This is a genomic window from Butyrivibrio sp. AC2005 (genome assembly GCF_000424145.1).
Classification (GTDB): domain Bacteria; phylum Bacillota; class Clostridia; order Lachnospirales; family Lachnospiraceae; genus Butyrivibrio.
In genome coordinates, this window is record NZ_KE384137.1 from 167,296 (window position 1) to 187,743 (window position 20,448).

Sequence of the window (20,448 nt, forward strand, 5' to 3'; positions counted from 1 at the left end):
AAACACAGAAAGGAATGAAGGAAAGTGAGAAAAGAAATTTGGGGAAGGCGCAAATTAGCTCTTGCACTTTGTGCTTTGCTGTTTGCAGAAAGTGCTGCGCCAATGGAGGCTCTGGCTGTTGAAACAGAAGAGTCAGCTGTTACCGCATCCGAAAATACAGATGACGGCGAGGCTAATGAAACAACAGGTGATGAAACACTCAATAATGAGGAGTCTTCACAAGAAGGAGAAAATGTAAGTGAATCAGGTGAGACTGCAAATGAGTCTGAACCTGTAGCTGAAAATGAGACAGCAAATGAAGCTGATAATACAACATCAGAAGATAACAATGATGCTTCAAATGATAGTCAGACAGAAGTAAATGACGAAAATACTTCCGGAAACAGTTCAGAATCAGCTACTGCAGAAACAAGTGATGATAATTCTGAATCCAATAACGATTCTAATTCAGATAATGGAACAGATAACAATTCAGAGGAAACAGTAACTGATGCAGATACAACCGGTGAGAATACAGGAAATGCATCTGATACAGATACAACCGGTGAGAATGCAGACAGTGCATCTGATACAGATAATGCTGATGAAAATGTAGCTGATGGAAATGGAGAAAATCCTGAAAATGCTGCAATAACAGATGGTGATGCTGAAGATAATGCCGCAGATGTTTCTGTTTCCGATGGAAATGCAGAAGTTCCGGAATCTGCTGTTTTTGATTTTGAAACTGTCATAGATGGATATAAGATAAAACTTCATGCAGATGAAGGAGTAGTACCTGCAGGAACAGAAGTTACTGTAAAGAAGGTTGAGAAGGTTGCAGGAAAACATACTGATGACCTTGTAAATGAAGTTCTTCCTGAAGATTCTGTTGTATATAATTCAGCATCTTTCGATATTACTCTGTCTAAGGATGGAGTAGAATTTGAACCTGATGGGAAGGTTTCGGTTGAGATTACTCTTGATGAAGAGCTTGCAGATGTAAGCAATGAAAATGAAGATGTATCCGTTCAGGTTTTTCATATTGAGGATAATGCCGAAACTACTGAAGTGGATGCTGAAGTAGATGACAATGCAACCGATGTTTACAATAACGAAGAAGAGACAGTTGTAAGCTATGACGCAGAGAGCTTTTCTGTTTATGATGTATCTGCAGTTCTTAATTTTACAACAACTGAAGTGACATCTGAGGTTAACCCGGTTTATGAGAATCTTGTAGAGTTCAGTGATGAAGAGCTTACAGCTCTTGGGGCAGGTGTTGATTCAGCACAAAATGTTAAAGCGCTTATGTCTTCCGGTGGAAATTGTACTTCCATTCAGGAGATGGGTGAAGCCTGCAAAAGAGGTATTATGGCAAGACAGGCGCCTATTACCATTAATTTCAAGCTTCCCGGTTCCTATAATGAAACAACAATCCTGAACAGCATGATTCCGATTGCTTTTGAACATACAGGAGTACCGAACGAAGGTGACTATGTACAGTGGGCATCAATAGTCCGTGCATATCAATCATCTATTTCTTACGTAGATGGTATTACATACGGATCAATCGTTGTTAAGTATGTTTATACACATAATTATGATCAGGAAGTTGCTACTACCAACGCAATTAATAATCTTGTAAAAAGTCTTGGACTTACATCTTCAATTTCTGATTATGAAAAAGCAAGACGCGCTTATAATTGGATTTGCAGTAATGTAAGATATGATTACAGTTTTGATGATAAAAAAGATTATGGAGATTACTCACCCTGGTCCTGTTATTCTGCTGTTGTAAGTAAAAATACTGTATGTGAAGGTTATGCGCTTTTATACTACAGACTTATGCTTATTGCCGGAGTAGACTGCAGACTTATTGCCGGTGACGGTGGTCAGGTAGGTAATACCGCCGGGCATGGATGGAATATAGTAAAAATCGGTGACTATTATTACAACGTAGATAGTACATGGGGAGCTGAAACACCCAGAGGATGGTGGTTCCTTAAGGGAAGCAAAAACTTTGATTATGTAACCCAGACATATAACTCTAAGAGGCTTACATTTGTTCATGACAGATATGCTGACTATAAAACCTCTGAATTTAATTATGTTTATCCTACAAGCTACTCGGATTATTCTTCATCAACGAGTTCAAATTCAGCAGGTATAAAGGTTACACTAAATACAGGAAGTACACGGATCGGAGTAGGACAGCAGATTACACTTAAAGCAACAGTATCCGGCAGCAATAATCAGACTGTAATGTGGAATTCATCCGATTCAACAATAGCAAGCGTAAATACAGCTGGCGTTGTAACAGGTATGAAAAACGGTGAATGTGAGATTTTTGCAACCTCAAAAGCCGGTGGAAAAAAGGCACGTTGCCGAATTCTCGTAACTGACGGACGTGTACAGACAATTGATGCAACCGAGAAAAATATTACTATATATGCAGGAAGTAAGGCTGCTATCAACGCATATGTATTTCCTGAGTGGGCAAGTAATAAGAGCATTAAATTTAAGTCCAGCAACAAAAAAGTAGCCAGTGTCAACAAAAACGGTATAGTTACCGGTAAGAAGAAGGGTAAATGCACAATTACCTGTACTTCAGTCGATGGTGGTTACAAAGTTAAGATAAAGATAAATGTAAAAAAAGCAACAAGAGTTAAATCTATCAAGCTTTCAAAGAAAAAGCTGAAGCTTACTGTTGGAAGCGTATATACTCTTGGGGTAAGCTTTAATCCTAAAAAGGCAACCAATAAAGAAGTAACCTGGAAGAGCAGTAAGCCCGGTGTTGTTTCTGTAGATGCTAACGGTAATATTGTTGCTCTTAGCAAAGGAAAGGCTAAGATTACCGCAAAGTCTGTTGACGGCAAGCATAAGGCTACATGTACTGTAAAGGTTAAATAAAAGAGGTTTTTTATATGAAAATAGCTGTATATCCCGGAAGCTTTGATCCTATCACCTTAGGGCATATTGATATTATAAAAAGAGCATCGGAAATGTTTGATAAACTGGTGGTTGTTGTAAGCGTTAACACAGCCAAGAGTCCGTTGTTTTCGCCTGATGAACGTGTTAAGATGATAAGAGAAGCAACAGCTGATCTGACAAATATTGAGGTTGATTCCTATGAGGGATTGATCATCGATTATTGCAAAGAAAAGAACATAAAGATTTTACTTAGAGGACTTCGTGCCATAACGGATTTTGAATATGAACTTCAGATTTCACAGACTAACAGAGCATTTTCACATAATGAAGTTGATACCGTATTTTTAACCACGAGTCTTGAATATGCATATCTTAGCAGCTCGACTGTCAGAGAATTTGCAAGCTTCCATGGGGATATAAGCCGCTGTGTGACCCCTTATGTTGCACAGAAGGTTTATGAGAAATATGGGTATGAACATAAAGTGTAAAGGGGGATTACTGAATGAGCAGTAGAATTGAACAATGCATTGACGAGATTGAAACTTATATTGAAAGCTGCAAGCACCAGCCTCTGTCTCATACTAACATCATTGTGAATAAGGAAGAAATTGATGAGCTTCTACGCGAGCTTAGAAGTAAAACTCCGGAAGAAATCAGAAGATATCAGACTATTATCAGTAATAAAGAGGCAATTCTTGAGGATGCCCGTAAAAAGGCAAAGGATTTGATTGATAAAGCTACACAGCAGACTCAGTCAATGATAAATGAACACACAATTATGCAACAGGCTTATGCGCAGGCAAATGAAGTTATAGCACATGCTGCTAAGCAGGCTGAGGAGATTTTAACGAGATCCACTGATGAAGCTAATCAGATGAAGGCTGCAGCAGTAAATTATACTGATAGTCTTTTAGCGGAAGTTGAAGATATTGTTAATAAGGCAATTGATACGACCAGTGCTAATAACAATGCTTTACTTAAAGATCTGACAAATTATAGCGAGACAATTAAATCCAACAGAGCTGATCTGGTTCCACCCAGTGTTAATCCGGCTAATGTGAAAGAATCACCTAAGTCCTCGGCTAATATAAGTGAGATTAAGCCTTCCGAAGATGATTTTGATGATGAGTCTGATCTGAATCTTGATATGCTTTAATGCGTGTTATAACAATTTCAGTTTTATCAATATATGATTATATGGCTGCCGCAGAGATAATCATGCGGCAGCTGTTTTTATTCACAGAACGTTAAATAATTTATAATTACTTACCGAATGAGGAATATATGAGATTAGATAAATTTCTTGGGAATTGCGGACTGGGAACAAGAAAGCAGATAAAGGAATATATAAAAAACGGAATGGTATCTGTTGATGGTAATATTATTACTAAGGCTGAAACATCGATTGATCCAAATGTAAATGAGATCATTTTTTCAGGTGAATGCCTTACTGCAGATTATAAAGAGTTTCGGTATTACCTTTTGAACAAGCCTCAGGGAGTTGTATCTGCTACAAGAGACAATCATGACACAACTGTACTTGATCTTATTGATACCGGTTTTGATAAGGATCTGGCACCTGTGGGACGCCTTGATAAAGATACCGAGGGTCTTTTGATAATAACCAATGACGGTAAATTGTCACACAGACTTTTATCACCCAAAAAGCATGTTGAAAAAGAATATGAGGTTCAAACAAGAGAACCTTTATCAGAACCTGCATTGAAAAAGCTTGAAGAAGGGGTTGACATTGGTGATGAAACACCTACATTACCGGCGAAGGCTTATATCGAGGATGGTATTTTGCATCTTGTCATTCATGAAGGAAGGTTCCATCAGGTTAAGCGTATGCTTCAGGCAGTCGGGAATGAAGTTGTTTTTCTAAAACGAATTCGAATGGGGAACCTGGCACTTGATCCTGAGCTTAAGCCGGGAGAATACAGAGAACTGACTGATGAAGAACTGAATTTATTAAAATAATATGTTTTACGAGGTTGAAATGAAAAAAGTAGCTAAAGGAAGCTTTGGATATATAGAATATAATCGAAAATTCGCTGTGGTAAGAACGATTGCTGCACTTGCAATTTGTTTGATTATATTTTTTACCGGCCTTATTATGCATAAGTCCAACAAAAATATATTCAGTATTATAGCTGCTGTGGGATGTCTTCCTACGGGACTTAGTGCTGTAAATATGATAATGTACATGAAAGCACATCCATGCTCAAAGGAAGCATATGATAAAATCGAGAGTCATCGAAAAGGCCTGCTTATAAGATATGACCTTGAAATGACAAGCTATGAGGAGAACTACAGCATTGCAGCGGCTACTGTTCTTGATAAGAATGTTATATGCTTTACAGAGAACAAAGAGCTTGATATAACCAATTGTGAAAAGCATATAAGAAATCAGATTGCGCAAAGTGGCTATAGCGATTATACAGTAAAGGTATTTAAGGATATAAATGCATTTTGTACAAGGCTTGATCAGCTTGAGCAGATACGTGCAGTCAAAAATATCGATCCCGTAGTAATTGAAGAAGCGTGGGTTCCTGGGACGGTTGAAACCTGTGCACTGGTACTCTTATCAATTTCTTTATAAACATAAGTCGGTATAAATATGAAAGAAATTAAAATAGATTCAAATTCAGCAGGTAAAAGGCTTGATAAATTTCTTGGGAGTTATTTTTCGGAATGCTCTATGAGTTTTTTATACAAGATGCTCAGGAAAAAGAATATCACGCTTAATGGAAAAAAGGCTGATGGTAAAGAGAAGCTTGGTAAGGATGATACCATATCCGTATATTTTTCGGATGAAACGTTTGAAAAATTTGCCAATAAGCATGTAAAAGCGGCTTCAACAGAAGACGTTGATGTCTTATCCGAATTTGAAAATGCATATAAAAAATATCAAAATATTGATATTATATATGAAGATGATCATATTCTTTTGGTAAATAAACCTGCAGGGATTTTATCCCAAAAGGCAGATAAAAATGATGTAAGTATGAATGAATGGCTTATTGGATATCTGCTTAGCACAGGCTTGATATCTCAAGACTCTTTAGCAACCTTCAGACCTTCTGTATGTAACCGGCTCGACAGAAACACTTCCGGTATTTTGATATGCTCCAAGAGTCTTTGCGGTGCGCAGAAAATGGCCGAGATACTTAAAGACCGTTCACTTCATAAGTATTACAGGACAATAGTTATTGGAAGTATGAATGAGGATGCGAGTATTTCAGGGTATCTTTATAAGGATGAAAAACGTAATACGGTTAAGTTATTTGATAAAATACCAAAAGGTAAAAATATTAAAGAAAGTGATTTTTCACAGATAAGGACATCTTACCAAATAATAAATAAAGGTACCTATTCAGGCAATAATGAAAAAATCTTATTGACGGAGCTTGAAGTTTTACTGCATACAGGTAAAACACATCAGATAAGAGCACATCTTTCTTCAATCGGCCATCCTATTATCGGAGATTCCAAATACGGTAATAGCAAAGTAAATGGGCTGATAAAAAAAGAGTTCGGTCTAAAATATCAATTGCTTCATGCTTATAGGCTGGAGTTTCCACAGATAGACGGAGAATTGTCGCATTTATCAGGTAAAACAATTGTAGCAAATGTGCCTTCGTTGTATAACAAAATAGAAGATAAAATATTCTAATGCAATAGACCTAAACGCTTGGGGGAGCAGCTATGGCCACATGGAATTCCAGGGGGCTTCGTGGACAGGCCTTGGAAGAACTCATAAATCGCACAAATGAAAAATATCAGGAGGAGGAACTGGCTCTTATTCAAAAAATTCCGACTCCTATAACTCCTATAAAAATTGATAAAGAAACAAGACATATTACGCTTGCGTATTTTGATCAGAAGAGCACAATTGATTATATTGGTGCTGTTCAGGGTATTCCTGTATGCTTTGATGCCAAGGAGTGCAGCAAGGATACCTTCGCTTTAGAGAACATTCATCCGCATCAGGTCTCTTTTATGGAGAGATTTGAAAAACAGGATGGTGTTGCATTTTTCTTAATTCATTTCACTACAAAAGGTGAATTCTATTATTTACCCTTCAGACATCTGAAAAAATTCTGGGACAGAGCATTGGCCGGAGGAAGAAAAAGCTTTCGGTATGAAGAGCTGGACCCTGATTATATTATTTCCAATGACTTGGAAGCATTTATTCCGTATTTGAACATATTACAAAAGGATCTTGAGCAAAGAGATTGACAAATAAATTGTATTCCTATAAACTGAAATAAGTTTAATGCAGTAGCGAAGTAGCACGTTAATATACTAAAGTATCAGGAGACGCTTATGAATCGAAGGCTTTTACATACTCCGGAAGGAGTTCGTGACTTATATGGAGCAAAATGCAGCGACAGAACATGGGTTAAATCAGCTATTTGTAACCGCATGAAGCTCTTTGGTTTTGATGAGATTGACACACCTACATTTGAGTTTTTTGACGTATTCTCAGAAGAAATATCTGATAACAGTGCTCGTGAATTATACAAGTTCTTTGATCAGGACGGGATGACAATGGTTTTAAGACCTGACTTTACTCCCTCCGTAGCAAGATGTGCGAGCAAGTATTTTCTTGAGGATGAGGAACCTGTCAGGTTTTGCTATAGTGGCAAGACTTTTCTTAATACACATAGCCTTCAGGGAAAGCTTAAGGAGTCAACTGAAATAGGAGCTGAGCTAATGAATGACGGTTCTATTTATGCCGATGCAGAAATGATCGCGCTACTTGTAGAATCCATTTCATCAACAGGCTTAAAAGATTTTAAGGTTAGTATAGGTGATGCTGATTATTATTATGGTATTTGCGAAGAAGCCGGCATTGACTTTGATACAGAAGAAGAAATAAGGGAACAGCTTGTCAGCAGAAATACCTTTGCAGCAGACAGAATCATGGAGGAAGCCGAAGTTTCTTCAAAATACAGGGAACTGATCAAAAATGTTTCTACCTGTATCGGAAATGTGAATATCTTAAATGAAGCTGGTGAGCTTGTTAATAATAAAAGATCATCGGCTGCAATAAACCATCTAAAGGATTTACATAAGGTATTATGTGACTATGGTATCGAGGAGTATGTATCTTTTGACCTTGGAATGCTGAGTAAGTTTAATTATTACACAGGCGTAATGTTTGGTGTATATACCTATGGTGTGGGTGATGCCATTGCAAAAGGTGGAAGATATGATAATCTTCTTGAGCGATTCGGAAAAAGTGCTCCATCTATTGGCTTTATGATTAACCTGGATGATTTAATGAATGCTCTTTACAGACAAAATATCCCGCTTCCCGAGCATAAGGAACCTATCGTGATTGAATACACAAGTAATAGTTTTGCTGATGCTTTATCTGAAGCAAAAACACTTAGAAATGAAGGCAAGCGTGTTATTTTAAAGGGGGCAAATCAATATGAATAATGAGAACAGATATCTTACATTTGCCCTTGGAAAAGGAAGGCTTGTCAATTCGACAATGGAGCTTCTTGAAAAATGTGGCATAAAATGTGAAGAGGTTACGGATAAAAAAACAAGAAAACTGATTTTTACAAATGAAGAATTAAAGCTGAAATTTTTCCTTGCAAAGGGACCTGATGTTCCGACTTATGTTGAGTATGGTGCTGCTGATATAGGAATTGTCGGCAAGGATACTATTATGGAGGAAAACAGAAGCGTATACGAAGTTCTGGATCTTGGCTTTGGAAAGTGCAGGATGTGCGTATGTGGCCCTGAGTCAGCAAGAGAACTTTTAAATCATCATGAGATGATAAAGGTTGCAAGCAAATATCCCAGAATTGCAAGGGATTACTTTTATAACAGAAAGCAGCAAACTGTAGATATAATAAAACTAAATGGATCTGTTGAACTTGGACCTATAGTAAAACTTTCCGATGTGATTGTTGATATAGTGGAAACAGGTAGTACTCTACGTGAAAACGGACTTACCGTTCTTGAAGAAATATGTCCGTTATCTGCAAGAGTTATTGTGAATCAGGTCAGCATGCAGATGGAGGCTGACAGAATACACAAACTGATAAATGATATGAAGGAGAATCTGTAATGCGCATACTTGAACTTAACGATAAAACAAAAGATGAACTGCTTGATAAACTGTTAAAAAGAAGCCCCTCGAATTATGGTGAGTATGAGCAGATTGTTTCAGATATTATAAACAATGTCAGGGAGAACAGGGATAAAGCATTATTTGAATACACTTCAAAATTCGACCATTTTGATCTTACATCTGATACAATTAAAGTTACGAGAGAAGAAATTGAAGAAGCATACAGTGCATTAGATGATAAATTTATTGAAGTTATCAAAAAAAGTGCAGAGAATATCCGTGTTTTTCATGAAAAGCAAAAGAGAAATACCTGGATAGATACTAAGGAAGACGGCTCAATTTTGGGACAGCGTATAATCCCTATTGAAATATCAGGTGTTTATGTTCCCGGTGGAAAGGCTGCGTATCCTTCAAGCGTACTTATGAATGTTGTCCCCGCAAAGGTGGCAGGTGTAGAAAAAATTGTTATGTGTACACCTCCATCAAAAGGCGGTAAGGTTAATCCAGGCACACTGGTTGCTGCCGATATTGCAGGTGTAACAGAGGTTTATAAGGTTGGTGGAGCACAGGCAATTGCAGCCATGGCTTTTGGAACAGAATCTATTCCCAAGGTAGACAAGATTACAGGCCCCGGAAATATATTCGTTGCTTTAGCAAAAAAGGCCTGTTTCGGATATGTATCCATTGATTCGATAGCAGGTCCTTCTGAAATCCTTGTTATTGCCGATGAAACTGCTAATCCAAGATATGTAGCAGCTGATCTTTTATCACAGGCAGAACATGATGAAATGGCTAGTGCAATACTGATTACAACAAGTAAGAAGCTTGCCGAAGATGTTTCAGCAGAAATTGAAAAGTTTACTGCAAAGCTTGAGAGAGCTGAAATCATCAATAAATCACTGGATAATTACGGATATACCTTTGTTGCTGATAATATGACAGATGCTATTGAAGCAGCAAATGCTATTGCTTCTGAGCATTTGGAGATTATAACAGCTAATCCGTTTGAGGTTATGACTAAGATTAAACACGCAGGTGCGATTTTCCTTGGAGCATATTCTTCAGAACCCCTGGGCGATTATTTTGCAGGACCCAATCATATTTTACCTACAAACCAAACAGCAAGATTTTTCTCGCCTCTATCTGTTGATGATTTTGTTAAGAAAACAAGTATTATTGCATACTCTGAGGAAGGTCTTAAGAAGGTCCACGAGGACATAGAGCTCTTTGCAAAGAATGAAGGATTAACCGCACATGCAAACTCAATTTCAGTTCGATTTGAGGAGGACTGATATGGCAAGAAAAGCTGAAGTTACAAGAAAAACCGGAGAAACAGATATAACTGTTGAAATTAATCTTGATGGTACCGGAAAGGCTGATATAAATACCGGAATTGGTTTTTTTGATCATATGCTTTCTGCTTTTGCCAAGCATGGTTTTTTTGATTTATCTGTAAGAGCTGTGGGCGATATACATGTTGACGGACATCATACCGTTGAAGACACCGGAATAGTTCTTGGACAGGCAATATCAAAAGCTCTTGGTGATAAAAAAGGGATAAAACGCTACGGGAATTTTTTATTGCCAATGGATGATTCTCTGGTACTTGCAGCTATTGATCTTTGTGGCCGCCCATACTTTGAGATGGATGCGGAATTTAAAAGCCCAATGGTTGGCGAATTTGATACACAGCTTGTAAGAGAATTTTTCTATGCGGTTTCATATGGTGCAATGATGAATCTTCATTTGAGGGTTGTTACAGGCCTCAATGATCATCATAAAATAGAGGCAATGTTTAAGTCCTTCTCCAAAGCACTCGATGAAGCTATGTCTTTCGATGAAAGAATAACCGGTGTTTTAAGCACTAAAGGAAGCCTATAAGAAGACAGGAGAATATATTTTTATGCTGAAAAAATTTGTACCTTGTATTTATCTTCTTCACGGAAAAGCTGTAGAGTCTCTTGATAAAGCTGACGCTTTAGAGTTATCACCAGCTGATCTTGCGGAAAAATATGACAATGATGATTGTGATGGTTTGATAATATTTGACATGTCGGAAGGGGATAAGGAACACGAGGAATCCCTTGATATAATAAAGGACATCTGTAATAAGGTTTCCTGTGATGTATATGGTGCCGGAAATGTTAAACGCATGGAAGATATAAAGAAGCTTCTGTATGCTGGTTGTAAAAAAGCATGTCTTAATTTTTCAAAGCAGGAAAATATTGATATTCTTCAGGAGGTTTCCGAGAAATTCGGAAAGGACAAGATTTGTATCTGCTTTACTGAGACAGATCGTATATCGGAATATGGTGAGAATATAAAGAAATATTCCTCGGAACTTATATTGTTAAAGAGCACGGAGATAAAGAAAACCTTTGACATTGATATGCCAACAATATTATGTGTTCCGCATCTGTCCCTGGATAAGATGCTTGATCTTATGTCAAATCCAACTGTCAGCGGTTTATCAGGATCTGCTATCAACAGAAATGCTGCGGATATCAGAAATATGAAAAATATCTGTGCAGAAAATGATCTTGCCGTAAACAGAATGATTCCTGAATATAAGTGGGAAGATTTTAAAAAGAATTCCGATGATATGGTTCCTGTTGTGGTTCAGGACTACAGAACAGATGCAGTTTTGATGGTTGCATATTTTAATAAGGAATCCTATTACAAAACAATTGAAACAGGAAGAATGACATATTTTAGCAGAAGCCGTAATGAACTTTGGCTAAAAGGCGAAACCAGCGGACATTTTCAATATGTAAAGAAGCTTACTGCTGATTGTGACATGGATACTATTCTGGCTAAGGTTAAACAGGTTGGCGCAGCCTGCCATACAGGTAGCTACTCATGCTTCTTTAATGATATTGTTTCCAGGAAATATGCGGAAAAAAATCCTCAAAAGGTTTTAGATAGTGTATTTTCCGTAATAAATGATAGAAAGATAAATCCTCGTGAGGGATCATATACAAATTACCTTTTTGATAAAGGACTTGATAAGATTCTTAAGAAAGTCGGCGAAGAGAGCACAGAGATGGTCATTGCCGCAAAAAATGAAAATTCAAATGAACTCATTTACGAAATGGCAGATTTCCTGTATCATATGATGGTACTTATGTCTGAAAAGAATATCGGCTGGGAAGAGATTACAGATGAACTTGCCAGACGATGATTAAAAATTGAGGTGAAATTTGAACGATAAATTAGCTTTATCAGATGAAATCCTTCTTAGCATTAGTAAGCCGGAAAGATATATCGGCGGCGAAGTTAACAGTGCTGTGAAGGATTTATCTGACATTAAAATAAGATTTGCTTTTTGTTTCCCGGATGTTTATGAGATTGGAATGTCACATTTAGGGATACAGATACTCTATGGTCTTTTTAACGAATATGATGATGTCTGGTGTGAGCGGGTATTTTCTCCATGGGCTGATATGGATAGCCTTATGCGTGAAAAAAATATCCCGCTTTTTGCTTTGGAATCTCAGGATCCTGTTAAGAACTTTGATTTTCTCGGTTTCACTTTGCAATATGAGATGTGTTACACAAATATTCTTCAGGTTCTTGATCTATCCGGTATAGCACTCTATTCAAAGGACCGAACATGGGAGGACCCTATTGTAATAGGAGGCGGACCATGTTCATATAACCCTGAGCCTATAGCTGATTTCTTTGATGTTTTTTATATAGGAGAAGGTGAAACGAAATATCGTGAACTGTTTGACTTATATGAGGAGTGTAAGAAGAATGGTACAAGTCGCGAAGACTTTTTATTAAAGGCATCTAAGATACACGGAATATATGTTCCTTCTCTCTATGATATTAGTTATAACGAGGATGGAACGATAAAGGCTATCAGTACAGTCAGTGAGGATGTTCCTAAGGTAGTAGAGAAGGAGCTTTGTCTTGATCTTACTGAAAGCTATTATCCCATGAAGCCTGTTATGCCATTTATAAGGGTTACACAGGACAGGGTTGTTCTTGAGGTAATGAGAGGCTGTATCAGGGGATGCAGATTTTGCCAGGCAGGACAGCTATACAGACCGCTAAGAGAAAGAGATGTAAATAAGCTCAAAGAATATGCCATGACACTTATTAAAAATACCGGTTATGAAGAAATATCCCTAAGTTCACTCAGTACAAGTGATTACACAGGATTAAATGAGCTTTTGGACTTCCTTATTGATTATTGTAATGAACACAAGGTGAATATTTCACTTCCTTCTCTTAGAATTGATGCTTTTTCGCTTGATGTTATGAGTAAGGTTCAGGATGTGAAAAAGTCCTCACTTACATTTGCACCTGAAGCCGGTTCTCAGAGAATGCGAAATGTAATAAATAAAGGATTGACTGAGGAAGACATATTAAAAGGTGCTCACGAAGCATTTGAAGGCGGTTGGAATAAGGTTAAACTGTATTTTATGCTGGGGCTTCCGGGAGAAACAACTGAGGATATTGAAGGAATAGGTGATATAGCTAACAAAATAGCTGTTGAATACTTTGAAACAGTTCCAAAAGAAAAACGAAACGGAAGAACCATTGAAATAACAGCAAGTACTTCATTTTTTGTACCAAAGCCATTTACTCCTTTCCAATGGGCTTCAATGAATACAAAGGAAGAATTCCTTGATAAAGCGAGCATCACACGTAAAGGAATAATGTCTCAGCTTAATCAGAAGCATATAAAATATAACTGGCATGAAGCCGATGCCAGTATGCTTGAGGGTATTCTTGCAAGAGGAGACAGAAGGCTTTCAACAGTTATTTATAATGTATATAAAAGAGGCTGCATTTTTGATGCCTGGAGTGAATATTTCAAAAATGATATCTGGATGGAAGAAATGGCTAAAGCAGGTCTTGATCCGATGTTTTATGTTAAACGTGAACGCACAAAAGATGAAATTCTTCCCTGGGATATGCTTGACTGTGGCGTTTCAAAGGAATTCCTGTGGCGCGAATGGGAAACTTCAAAGGAAGCCAAGGTATCACCGAATTGCAGACAGGCTTGTATGGGATGTGGCGGAGCCGGTTATGGTGTAGGCATATGCTTCCAGAAGAAAACCGGAGTATAACAGGTTAATCGAATTGAAGGACAATAATAAATGAAGAAACTGAGATTGAAATTTTCAAAGCATGGACCTATACGTTTTTTAGGGCATCTCGATGTAATGCGATATGTTCAGAAAGCAATAAGACGTGCTGAAATAGATATTAAATACAGTGAGGGATACAGTCCTCATCAGATACTTTCCTTTGCACAGCCGTTAAGTGTAGGTTCTACAACAGATGGCGACTACATGGATATAACCGTTATTAGCTGTGAAAGCCCCCAGGCTGTTATGGATGCACTCAATGGTGCTATGAATGAAGGTATTGTAATTACAGCAATAAAGGAATTACCTGAAAAATGCGATAATGCAATGACAAGTGTCGCAGCTGCTGAATATTTAATATCCTTTAGAGCCGGAAAAGAGCCTTCTTTTGACCTGGAAAAGGTTTTTGATAATTTTATGCAGCAAAATGAAATACCCGCTGTAAAGAAGACCAAAAACGGCGAGAAAATAATTGACATAAAGCCTTTAATCTATAAATGGGAAATCATAAAAGATAACACAATACATGTTTTATTATCTGCCGGTAGCAGTTCAAATCTTAAAGCAGCACTTTTGGTGGAAAGCCTGTTTTCTTTTGCAGATGAAGAAATGAAAGAATTTGCAGCAGTATATCACAGACTTGACACCTATCTTTCGGGAACTGATGATAAAGGATACTATTTACAGCCGATGATACCCGAAATGCTTTCGGAAGAATCTTTTGCCAGGGATAAAAATTTATCTGAAGGGAAAATATATGTTTGATGTCATAATTACAAAATGGCATGAACATCTCACATGCATTGGTATAAAGGAAAATAGGGTTCAGTATATCGATATTCTGGATTCGAAGGACAGAACTGGAAACATATATGTAGGAAGAGTTGAAAACATTGTTGCCAATCTTAGTTCTGCTTTTGTTCGCATTGAGAAGGAAAGCGGCAAACATGGAATTGGATTTTTGCCATTAAAATCTCTTCCCGCAAAAATGATTCTCAATAGAAGTGTTGAATCATCAAATGAATTAAAAGCCGGTGATATAGTTCTTGTTCAGGTAAGTGTTGAGGAGATTAAGACTAAACAGGCAAGACTGACCGGTAAAATTGATTTTTCAAAAGCTGATTTTTCAGGCGATGACGAAAAGCTTTTGGCCATTGCAAAAACAAGAACAGAATATCAGCAAATTAGTAATGATATTTCGACTGCTGCTGATGAAATCGAAAAGGCCTGCAATATTTTATCCAATATTACAGATGATTCAGATTATAAAATCGTAACGGATGATAATCATATCTACAATGAACTCATCGAAAGAAAAGATTTGTTTATTGATAATGTTAATATAGAGCTATACAGTGAAAAAGAAAAAAGACTACCGCTCTTTGTACATTATAGTCTGACGAGTAGGACGGAAGATCTATTCAGAAAAAAGGTCTGGCTTGATTCAGGGGCATTTCTGGTAATAGAACAAACAGAAACCCTTAATCTTATAGATGTTAATTCTGGGAAAGCTCTTAAGAAAAATGAGCAGTTTTTTCTGGAATTAAACAAAGAAGCAGCCAGAGAGGCGTATCGACAGATCAGACTCAGGAACCTTTCCGGTATGATTCTTATAGACTTTGTTACACTTAGCAAATCAGAAACCAAGGATGAATTGATAAGATATATAAAAGATCTGATCAGAAATGATCCTATGAATCTGACATTTATTGATTTAACCAAATTAGGAATTATTGAATTTACCAGAGATAAAAGAAAGAAATCTCTACGAGAAACTATTGACATAAAAAAGATGTGATGTTATTATTCAGTAGTATGCCGCTTAACGAGGTATAAGTGGATTAATTTTTATCCCACCATAGTTAGCGAGATTTGGAAGAAGGAGGTGCCTTATGTACGCAATTATTGTTACTGGTGGTAAGCAGTACAAGGTTTCCGAGGGCGACGTTATTCGTGTTGAGAAGCTTGACGTAGAAGCCGGAAAAGAAGTTACATTTGATAATGTTATTGCAGTAAATGATGACAATACTCTTAAGGTTGCTGGTGATGTAGCAAACGCTAAGGTTAGCGCAACTGTTATGGAACAGGGCAAGGGCAAGAAGGTTATCGTTTATAAGTACAAGAGTAAGACCGGTTATCATAAGAAGAACGGTCACAGACAGTGCTTCACAGCTGTGAAGATTGATAAGATTTCACTGTAATCTTGTAAATGAGTGTTTGCAGATATGACAAATATCGTTATTCGTAAAAATAAAGATGGTGAGTATTTAGGCTTTAAGCTTGAAGGACATGCCGGCTCCGGAGAATATGGCAAGGATATAGTTTGTGCTGCGATTTCTATCTTAAGCATAAACACTGTTAATTCATTGGAGAAGTTTACTGATGATGATTTCAAGTGTGATGCCGATCCTGAAAAGGGATATATAGAAGTGTCTACCGAGAAGGGTTTCTCGGAGGATGGAGATCTTTTAATGAGATCTTTTGAGCTTGGCATTACAGGCGTCTACAAACAATATGGAAATGAGTTTTTGAACATTAAATTCGAGGAGGTGTAAGTCATGTTGAATATGGACCTTCAATTTTTTGCTCATAAGAAGGGAGTCGGATCCACAAAGAATGGTCGTGATTCCGAGTCTAAGCGTCTTGGAGCAAAGAGAGCTGACGGACAATTCGTAAAGGCTGGAAATATTTTATACAGACAGCGTGGCACTCATATTCATCCCGGTGTAAATGTTGGTATCGGTAAGGATGATACTCTTTTTGCACTTGTTGATGGTGTGCTTCGTTTTGAACGCAAGGGCCGCGATAAGAAGCAGGCTAGCGTTTATGCTGTAGAGAAGTAATCAGTATCGTTATGTATTGGGCTCCAAACATGTTATTGTTTGGAGCCTTTTTTATCTAAAATTAGTTTTTGCAAGCAAAAATCAATTTTCTAAAAATTATAGGAGACAGAAAATGCCCGCATTTGTTGATAGAGCGAGAATATTTGTTAAAAGCGGTAAGGGTGGAGATGGACACGTTTCTTTCAGACGTGAGAAATTTGTTGCCAACGGCGGACCTGATGGCGGAGACGGCGGAAAAGGTGGAGACGTCATTATTAAAGTTGATTTGGGAATAAATACTCTTTCTGATTTTCATTATGGCGGCAAATATAAGGCTGAGAATGGTGAAGATGGTGGAAAAAGACGTTGTCATGGCAAATCAGGTTCTGACATTATTATAAAAGTTCCACAGGGAACTGTTATAAAAGAGGCATCAAGCGGTAAGGTCATTGTTGATATGTCCGGAGACACCACTGAGTTTGTTCTTTTAAAGGGTGGAAAAGGCGGAAATGGAAATATGCATTATGCGACAAGTACAATGCAGGCTCCTCGATATGCTCAACCTGGACAACCCGCTAAAGAATTGGAAATAATGCTCGAGCTGAAGATGATTGCGGACGTTGGTCTTGTTGGCTTTCCTAATGTTGGTAAATCAACATTTCTTACAAAGGTTAGTAATGCAAAGCCTAAGGTTGCAAACTACCACTTTACAACATTAACTCCTATTCTCGGAGTTGTAAGTTTGAATGATGCAAGAGGATTTGTTGTTGCTGATATTCCAGGGCTGATTGAAGGAGCTGCTGACGGAGCAGGTCTTGGCCATGAATTTTTAAGGCATATTGAGCGTACAAGAATAATGATTCATGTTGTTGATGCAGCCGGAACTGAAGGCAGAGATCCTTTTGAAGATATAGAAGCAATTAATAATGAGCTTTCAAAGTATAATGCCGATATCACCAAAAAGCCTCAGGTAATAGCTGCAAACAAAATTGATATGCTTCCTGATGGTGAAGAGTCTGAGATAATTCAGAGGCTTCGTGAAAAATTTGAGCCACAAGGGGTTAAGGTTTTTGCAACATCAACCCTAACTGGTAAAGGAATTAGTGAACTGTTATACTATATTAGCAGGGAACTTGATAATTTAGGCGAAGAGACTTTTGTATTTGAAAGCGAATATGATCCTGAAGTAGAGCTTAAGACAGAAAATGAAGCCTTCACTGTTGAATACGATTCCGCAGAGAAGGAATACGTTATTGAAGGTCCTAAGATTGAGAAAATGCTTGGATATACAAATCTTGATTCTGAAAAGGGATTTGCTTTCTTCCAGAATTTCCTTGTAGAAAACGGCATTCTTGATCAGCTTGAAGCTCTTGGAATTCAGGAAGGTGATACTGTACGTATGTATGGTAACAGTTTTGACTATTATAGAAATGCTGATACGGAAACCGGTTCTGAAAATGAAGAATCAGCTCCTGATCAGGATGATAATATAGACTATGATTCGGAGGAAAATGATGAATTTAACGAGTAAACAGCGTTCTTATCTTAAAGGACTTGCTATGAATCTTGATCCGGTTTTCCAGATTGGTAAAGCTGCGGTTACTCCCGAAGTAACAGAAAGTGTTTTAGAATGCTTTAACAATAAGGAACTTATAAAAGGATCTATTTTGAAAAACTGCACTGATGATGTTAAGGAAGTTGCCAATACGGTAGCAGAGAGAACCAGATCAACACTTGTACAGGTGATCGGAAGAAAATTTGTTCTTTATAAGCCTTTTCACGAGAACCCTGAAATAAAGCTTCCCAAGTAATATTATTTTATTGTTATTAGTTTGTTTTTTCATAAAAATGCATAAAAGAGGTGACAGAATAATATGGCAAGTAGAAAAATCGGTATTTTAGGCGGAACATTTGATCCAATACATAATGCTCATCTGATTTTAGGTGAAGCAGCAAGAGAACAGTTTGGTTTGGACAGAGTGATTTTTATTCCCAGCGGATGTCCTTATATGAAAGGACAGAATAATAATATTACTCCCGGTGAGCTTAGATATCAGATGGTTAAACTCGCTATAGACAGTAATCCGTATTTTACCTGTTCACGCATTGAGATTGACCGTGAGGGAAATACTTATACAATTGACACACTGTATGAGCTTGAAAAAATGTACCCCGGAGATGAGATATACTTAATCCTTGGTGGAGATACTTTTACGCAGATTGAAAGCTGGTATAAGAGTGAAGAGATATTTAAAAACTGTGTTCTTCTTGCAGCAATACGAAATAATATGTCTATTGCAGACATGGATGCACAGAGAAGGTATCTTCATGATAAATACGGAGCTGATGTTCGTATTCTTCAGTATAACAATATTGAAATATCAAGTAGTGACATAAGAGCTCGTATAATGACTGGTAGATCTGTAAGATACATGTTACCTGAATCGGTCATTGAATTTGCAAGCTTGAAAAATATATACAATGGTATGGGCTCTTCTAATGATGAAGATGATGATATGAAAATTTATCACGGTTAATTCTTAGGAGGCTAAGTCTTTATATACTATGAAAATTATTGAATTATCACATAAGCTCAGAAAAGAGATGAAGCTTGTATTAAATGCAGACAGATTCGATCATACTCTTGGTGTAGCATATACTGCAGCAAATATGGCCGCGGTTCATGATGCTTCACTCGAAAAGGCATTGATAGCCGGGTATCTTCATGATTGCGCCAAGAACCTGGAACACGAAGAGCAAATAAGAATTTGCGAAAAGTACAATGTTGAAATTACAGACATTGAAAAAAGAAATCCCGCACTTATTCATGCAAAAGCAGGGATGTGCCTGGCAGAACATAAATATGGCTATGAAGATAAGGAAATACTCGGAGCAATCAGATGGCATACTACAGGGCATCCGGGTATGACTGATCTTGAGAAAATTGTATTTATTGCAGATTTTATCGAGCCAAACAGAAAGCCTTTGGAACATATGGATTCTATAAGAAAGCTGGCTTATGCTGATCTTGATAAATGTATGCTAAAGATATTGGAGGACACAATTCATTATCTTAATAACATAGATAAGGAATGTGATCCTATGACCTGGCAAACCTATGAATATTATTTAAAAAAGGAAAAATAACAATGGCTGAACATTCAATTGAAAACTCAAAAAACATGGTGAAGCTTGCTGTAGAAGCACTTGAAAATACAAAAGGCATGGATATCGAAATAATCGATATCAGTGAAGTATCAACTCTTGGTGACTTCTTTATAGTCGCAAGCGGTTCAAACCGTTCACAGATTCAGGCTATGGCAGACAGAGTTGAAGAAACTCTCGGTAAAGCAGGATATGACAAAAAGGATATTGAAGGATATGAGAGTGCTTTTTGGATTCTTCAGGATTTTGGTGACATTATAGTACATATTTTCGACCAGGAAAATCGTTTGTTTTATGATCTCGAGAGAATATGGAGAGATGGTAAACATATCACCAAAGATGAATTATAATTGTATTT

General features: G+C 37.3%; 23 protein-coding genes. All 23 read left to right on the forward strand.

The genetic code is table 11. The annotated features are described in order from the left end of the window. Positions 1-24: 24 nt before the first annotated feature. The 23 genes from G602_RS0117740 (at position 25) to rsfS (ending at position 20,440) form a co-directional block, all read left to right on the forward strand. On the forward strand, positions 25-2,886 hold the full coding sequence (locus tag G602_RS0117740; RefSeq protein WP_026660151.1) for an Ig-like domain-containing protein: 2,862 nt from the start codon (positions 25-27) through the stop codon (positions 2,884-2,886). Positions 2,887-2,900: 14 nt separating this feature from the next. Further along, positions 2,901-3,395 (forward strand): pantetheine-phosphate adenylyltransferase, encoded by a 495-nt coding sequence (gene coaD / locus G602_RS0117745; protein ID WP_026660152.1) that lies wholly within the window; start codon positions 2,901-2,903, stop codon positions 3,393-3,395. A gap of 14 nt (positions 3,396-3,409) precedes the next feature. Beyond that, positions 3,410-4,063, forward strand: a complete 654-nt coding sequence (locus G602_RS0117750) for a hypothetical protein (protein WP_026660153.1) — start codon at positions 3,410-3,412, stop codon at positions 4,061-4,063. A 128-nt stretch (positions 4,064-4,191) separates the two neighbouring features. Continuing rightward, positions 4,192-4,887 carry a pseudouridine synthase gene (locus tag G602_RS0117755; RefSeq protein WP_026660154.1) on the forward strand — a complete coding sequence of 232 codons (696 nt, stop codon included), beginning with the start codon at positions 4,192-4,194 and terminating at the stop codon, positions 4,885-4,887. Between the two features lie 19 nt (positions 4,888-4,906). Further along, positions 4,907-5,509, forward strand: coding sequence for a hypothetical protein (locus G602_RS0117760; RefSeq protein WP_026660155.1), 603 nt, complete (start codon positions 4,907-4,909; stop codon positions 5,507-5,509). 99 nt (positions 5,510-5,608) lie between these two features. Next, on the forward strand, positions 5,609-6,583 hold the full coding sequence (locus tag G602_RS0117765; RefSeq protein ID WP_330369222.1) for an RluA family pseudouridine synthase: 975 nt from the start codon (positions 5,609-5,611) through the stop codon (positions 6,581-6,583). 32 nt (positions 6,584-6,615) lie between these two features. After that, entirely contained in the window at positions 6,616-7,149 is a 534-nt protein-coding gene (locus G602_RS0117770) for a Holliday junction resolvase RecU (RefSeq protein WP_026660157.1), read from the forward strand. An 87-nt stretch (positions 7,150-7,236) separates the two neighbouring features. Continuing rightward, entirely contained in the window at positions 7,237-8,358 is a 1,122-nt protein-coding gene (gene hisZ / locus G602_RS0117775) for an ATP phosphoribosyltransferase regulatory subunit (RefSeq protein ID WP_026660158.1), read from the forward strand. Continuing rightward, entirely contained in the window at positions 8,351-8,998 is a 648-nt protein-coding gene (gene hisG, locus G602_RS0117780; RefSeq protein WP_026660159.1) for an ATP phosphoribosyltransferase, read from the forward strand. Before hisZ ends, hisG begins: the two co-directional genes overlap by 8 nt. After that, positions 8,998-10,293 carry a histidinol dehydrogenase gene (gene hisD, locus G602_RS0117785; RefSeq protein WP_026660161.1) on the forward strand — a complete coding sequence of 432 codons (1,296 nt, stop codon included), beginning with the start codon at positions 8,998-9,000 and terminating at the stop codon, positions 10,291-10,293. The genes hisG and hisD overlap by 1 nt, the downstream gene beginning before the upstream one ends. Position 10,294: 1 nt before the next feature. Further along, positions 10,295-10,882 (forward strand): imidazoleglycerol-phosphate dehydratase HisB, encoded by a 588-nt coding sequence (gene hisB / locus G602_RS0117790; protein WP_026660162.1) that lies wholly within the window; start codon positions 10,295-10,297, stop codon positions 10,880-10,882. A gap of 22 nt (positions 10,883-10,904) precedes the next feature. Continuing rightward, complete coding sequence (gene hisIE, locus G602_RS31810) at positions 10,905-12,182, forward strand: bifunctional phosphoribosyl-AMP cyclohydrolase/phosphoribosyl-ATP diphosphatase HisIE (protein WP_026660163.1); 1,278 nt, start codon at positions 10,905-10,907, stop codon at positions 12,180-12,182. A 19-nt stretch (positions 12,183-12,201) separates the two neighbouring features. Beyond that, positions 12,202-14,082 (forward strand): TIGR03960 family B12-binding radical SAM protein, encoded by a 1,881-nt coding sequence (locus G602_RS0117800; RefSeq protein WP_026660164.1) that lies wholly within the window; start codon positions 12,202-12,204, stop codon positions 14,080-14,082. Between the two features lie 30 nt (positions 14,083-14,112). After that, positions 14,113-14,868, forward strand: a complete 756-nt coding sequence (locus tag G602_RS27375) for a TIGR03936 family radical SAM-associated protein (RefSeq protein ID WP_044932708.1) — start codon at positions 14,113-14,115, stop codon at positions 14,866-14,868. Next, positions 14,861-15,901 (forward strand): ribonuclease E/G, encoded by a 1,041-nt coding sequence (locus G602_RS0117810; RefSeq protein ID WP_026660165.1) that lies wholly within the window; start codon positions 14,861-14,863, stop codon positions 15,899-15,901. Before G602_RS27375 ends, G602_RS0117810 begins: the two co-directional genes overlap by 8 nt. A 94-nt stretch (positions 15,902-15,995) precedes the next feature. Then, a complete protein-coding gene (rplU, locus tag G602_RS0117815) occupies positions 15,996-16,304 on the forward strand; it encodes a 50S ribosomal protein L21 (protein WP_026660166.1) in 309 nt (102 codons plus the stop codon). Between the two features lie 24 nt (positions 16,305-16,328). Further along, a complete protein-coding gene (locus G602_RS0117820; RefSeq protein ID WP_026660167.1) occupies positions 16,329-16,658 on the forward strand; it encodes a ribosomal-processing cysteine protease Prp in 330 nt (109 codons plus the stop codon). A 3-nt stretch (positions 16,659-16,661) separates the two neighbouring features. Continuing rightward, positions 16,662-16,946 (forward strand): 50S ribosomal protein L27, encoded by a 285-nt coding sequence (gene rpmA / locus G602_RS0117825; protein ID WP_026490668.1) that lies wholly within the window; start codon positions 16,662-16,664, stop codon positions 16,944-16,946. Positions 16,947-17,058: 112 nt separating this feature from the next. Further along, positions 17,059-18,456, forward strand: a complete 1,398-nt coding sequence (gene obgE, locus G602_RS27380; RefSeq protein ID WP_081676065.1) for a GTPase ObgE — start codon at positions 17,059-17,061, stop codon at positions 18,454-18,456. Further along, the gene (gene yhbY, locus G602_RS0117835) at positions 18,440-18,736 is read left to right on the forward strand and encodes a ribosome assembly RNA-binding protein YhbY (protein WP_026660168.1); all 297 of its coding nucleotides are present in this window, start codon (positions 18,440-18,442) and stop codon (positions 18,734-18,736) included. The genes obgE and yhbY overlap by 17 nt, the downstream gene beginning before the upstream one ends. Positions 18,737-18,799: 63 nt before the next feature. Beyond that, positions 18,800-19,462 (forward strand): nicotinate-nucleotide adenylyltransferase, encoded by a 663-nt coding sequence (nadD, locus tag G602_RS0117840; protein WP_026660169.1) that lies wholly within the window; start codon positions 18,800-18,802, stop codon positions 19,460-19,462. A gap of 28 nt (positions 19,463-19,490) precedes the next feature. Further along, positions 19,491-20,072 carry a bis(5'-nucleosyl)-tetraphosphatase (symmetrical) YqeK gene (gene yqeK / locus G602_RS0117845; RefSeq protein WP_026660170.1) on the forward strand — a complete coding sequence of 194 codons (582 nt, stop codon included), beginning with the start codon at positions 19,491-19,493 and terminating at the stop codon, positions 20,070-20,072. 2 nt (positions 20,073-20,074) lie between these two features. Then, entirely contained in the window at positions 20,075-20,440 is a 366-nt protein-coding gene (gene rsfS, locus G602_RS0117850) for a ribosome silencing factor (protein WP_044932712.1), read from the forward strand. Positions 20,441-20,448 lie beyond the last annotated feature (8 nt).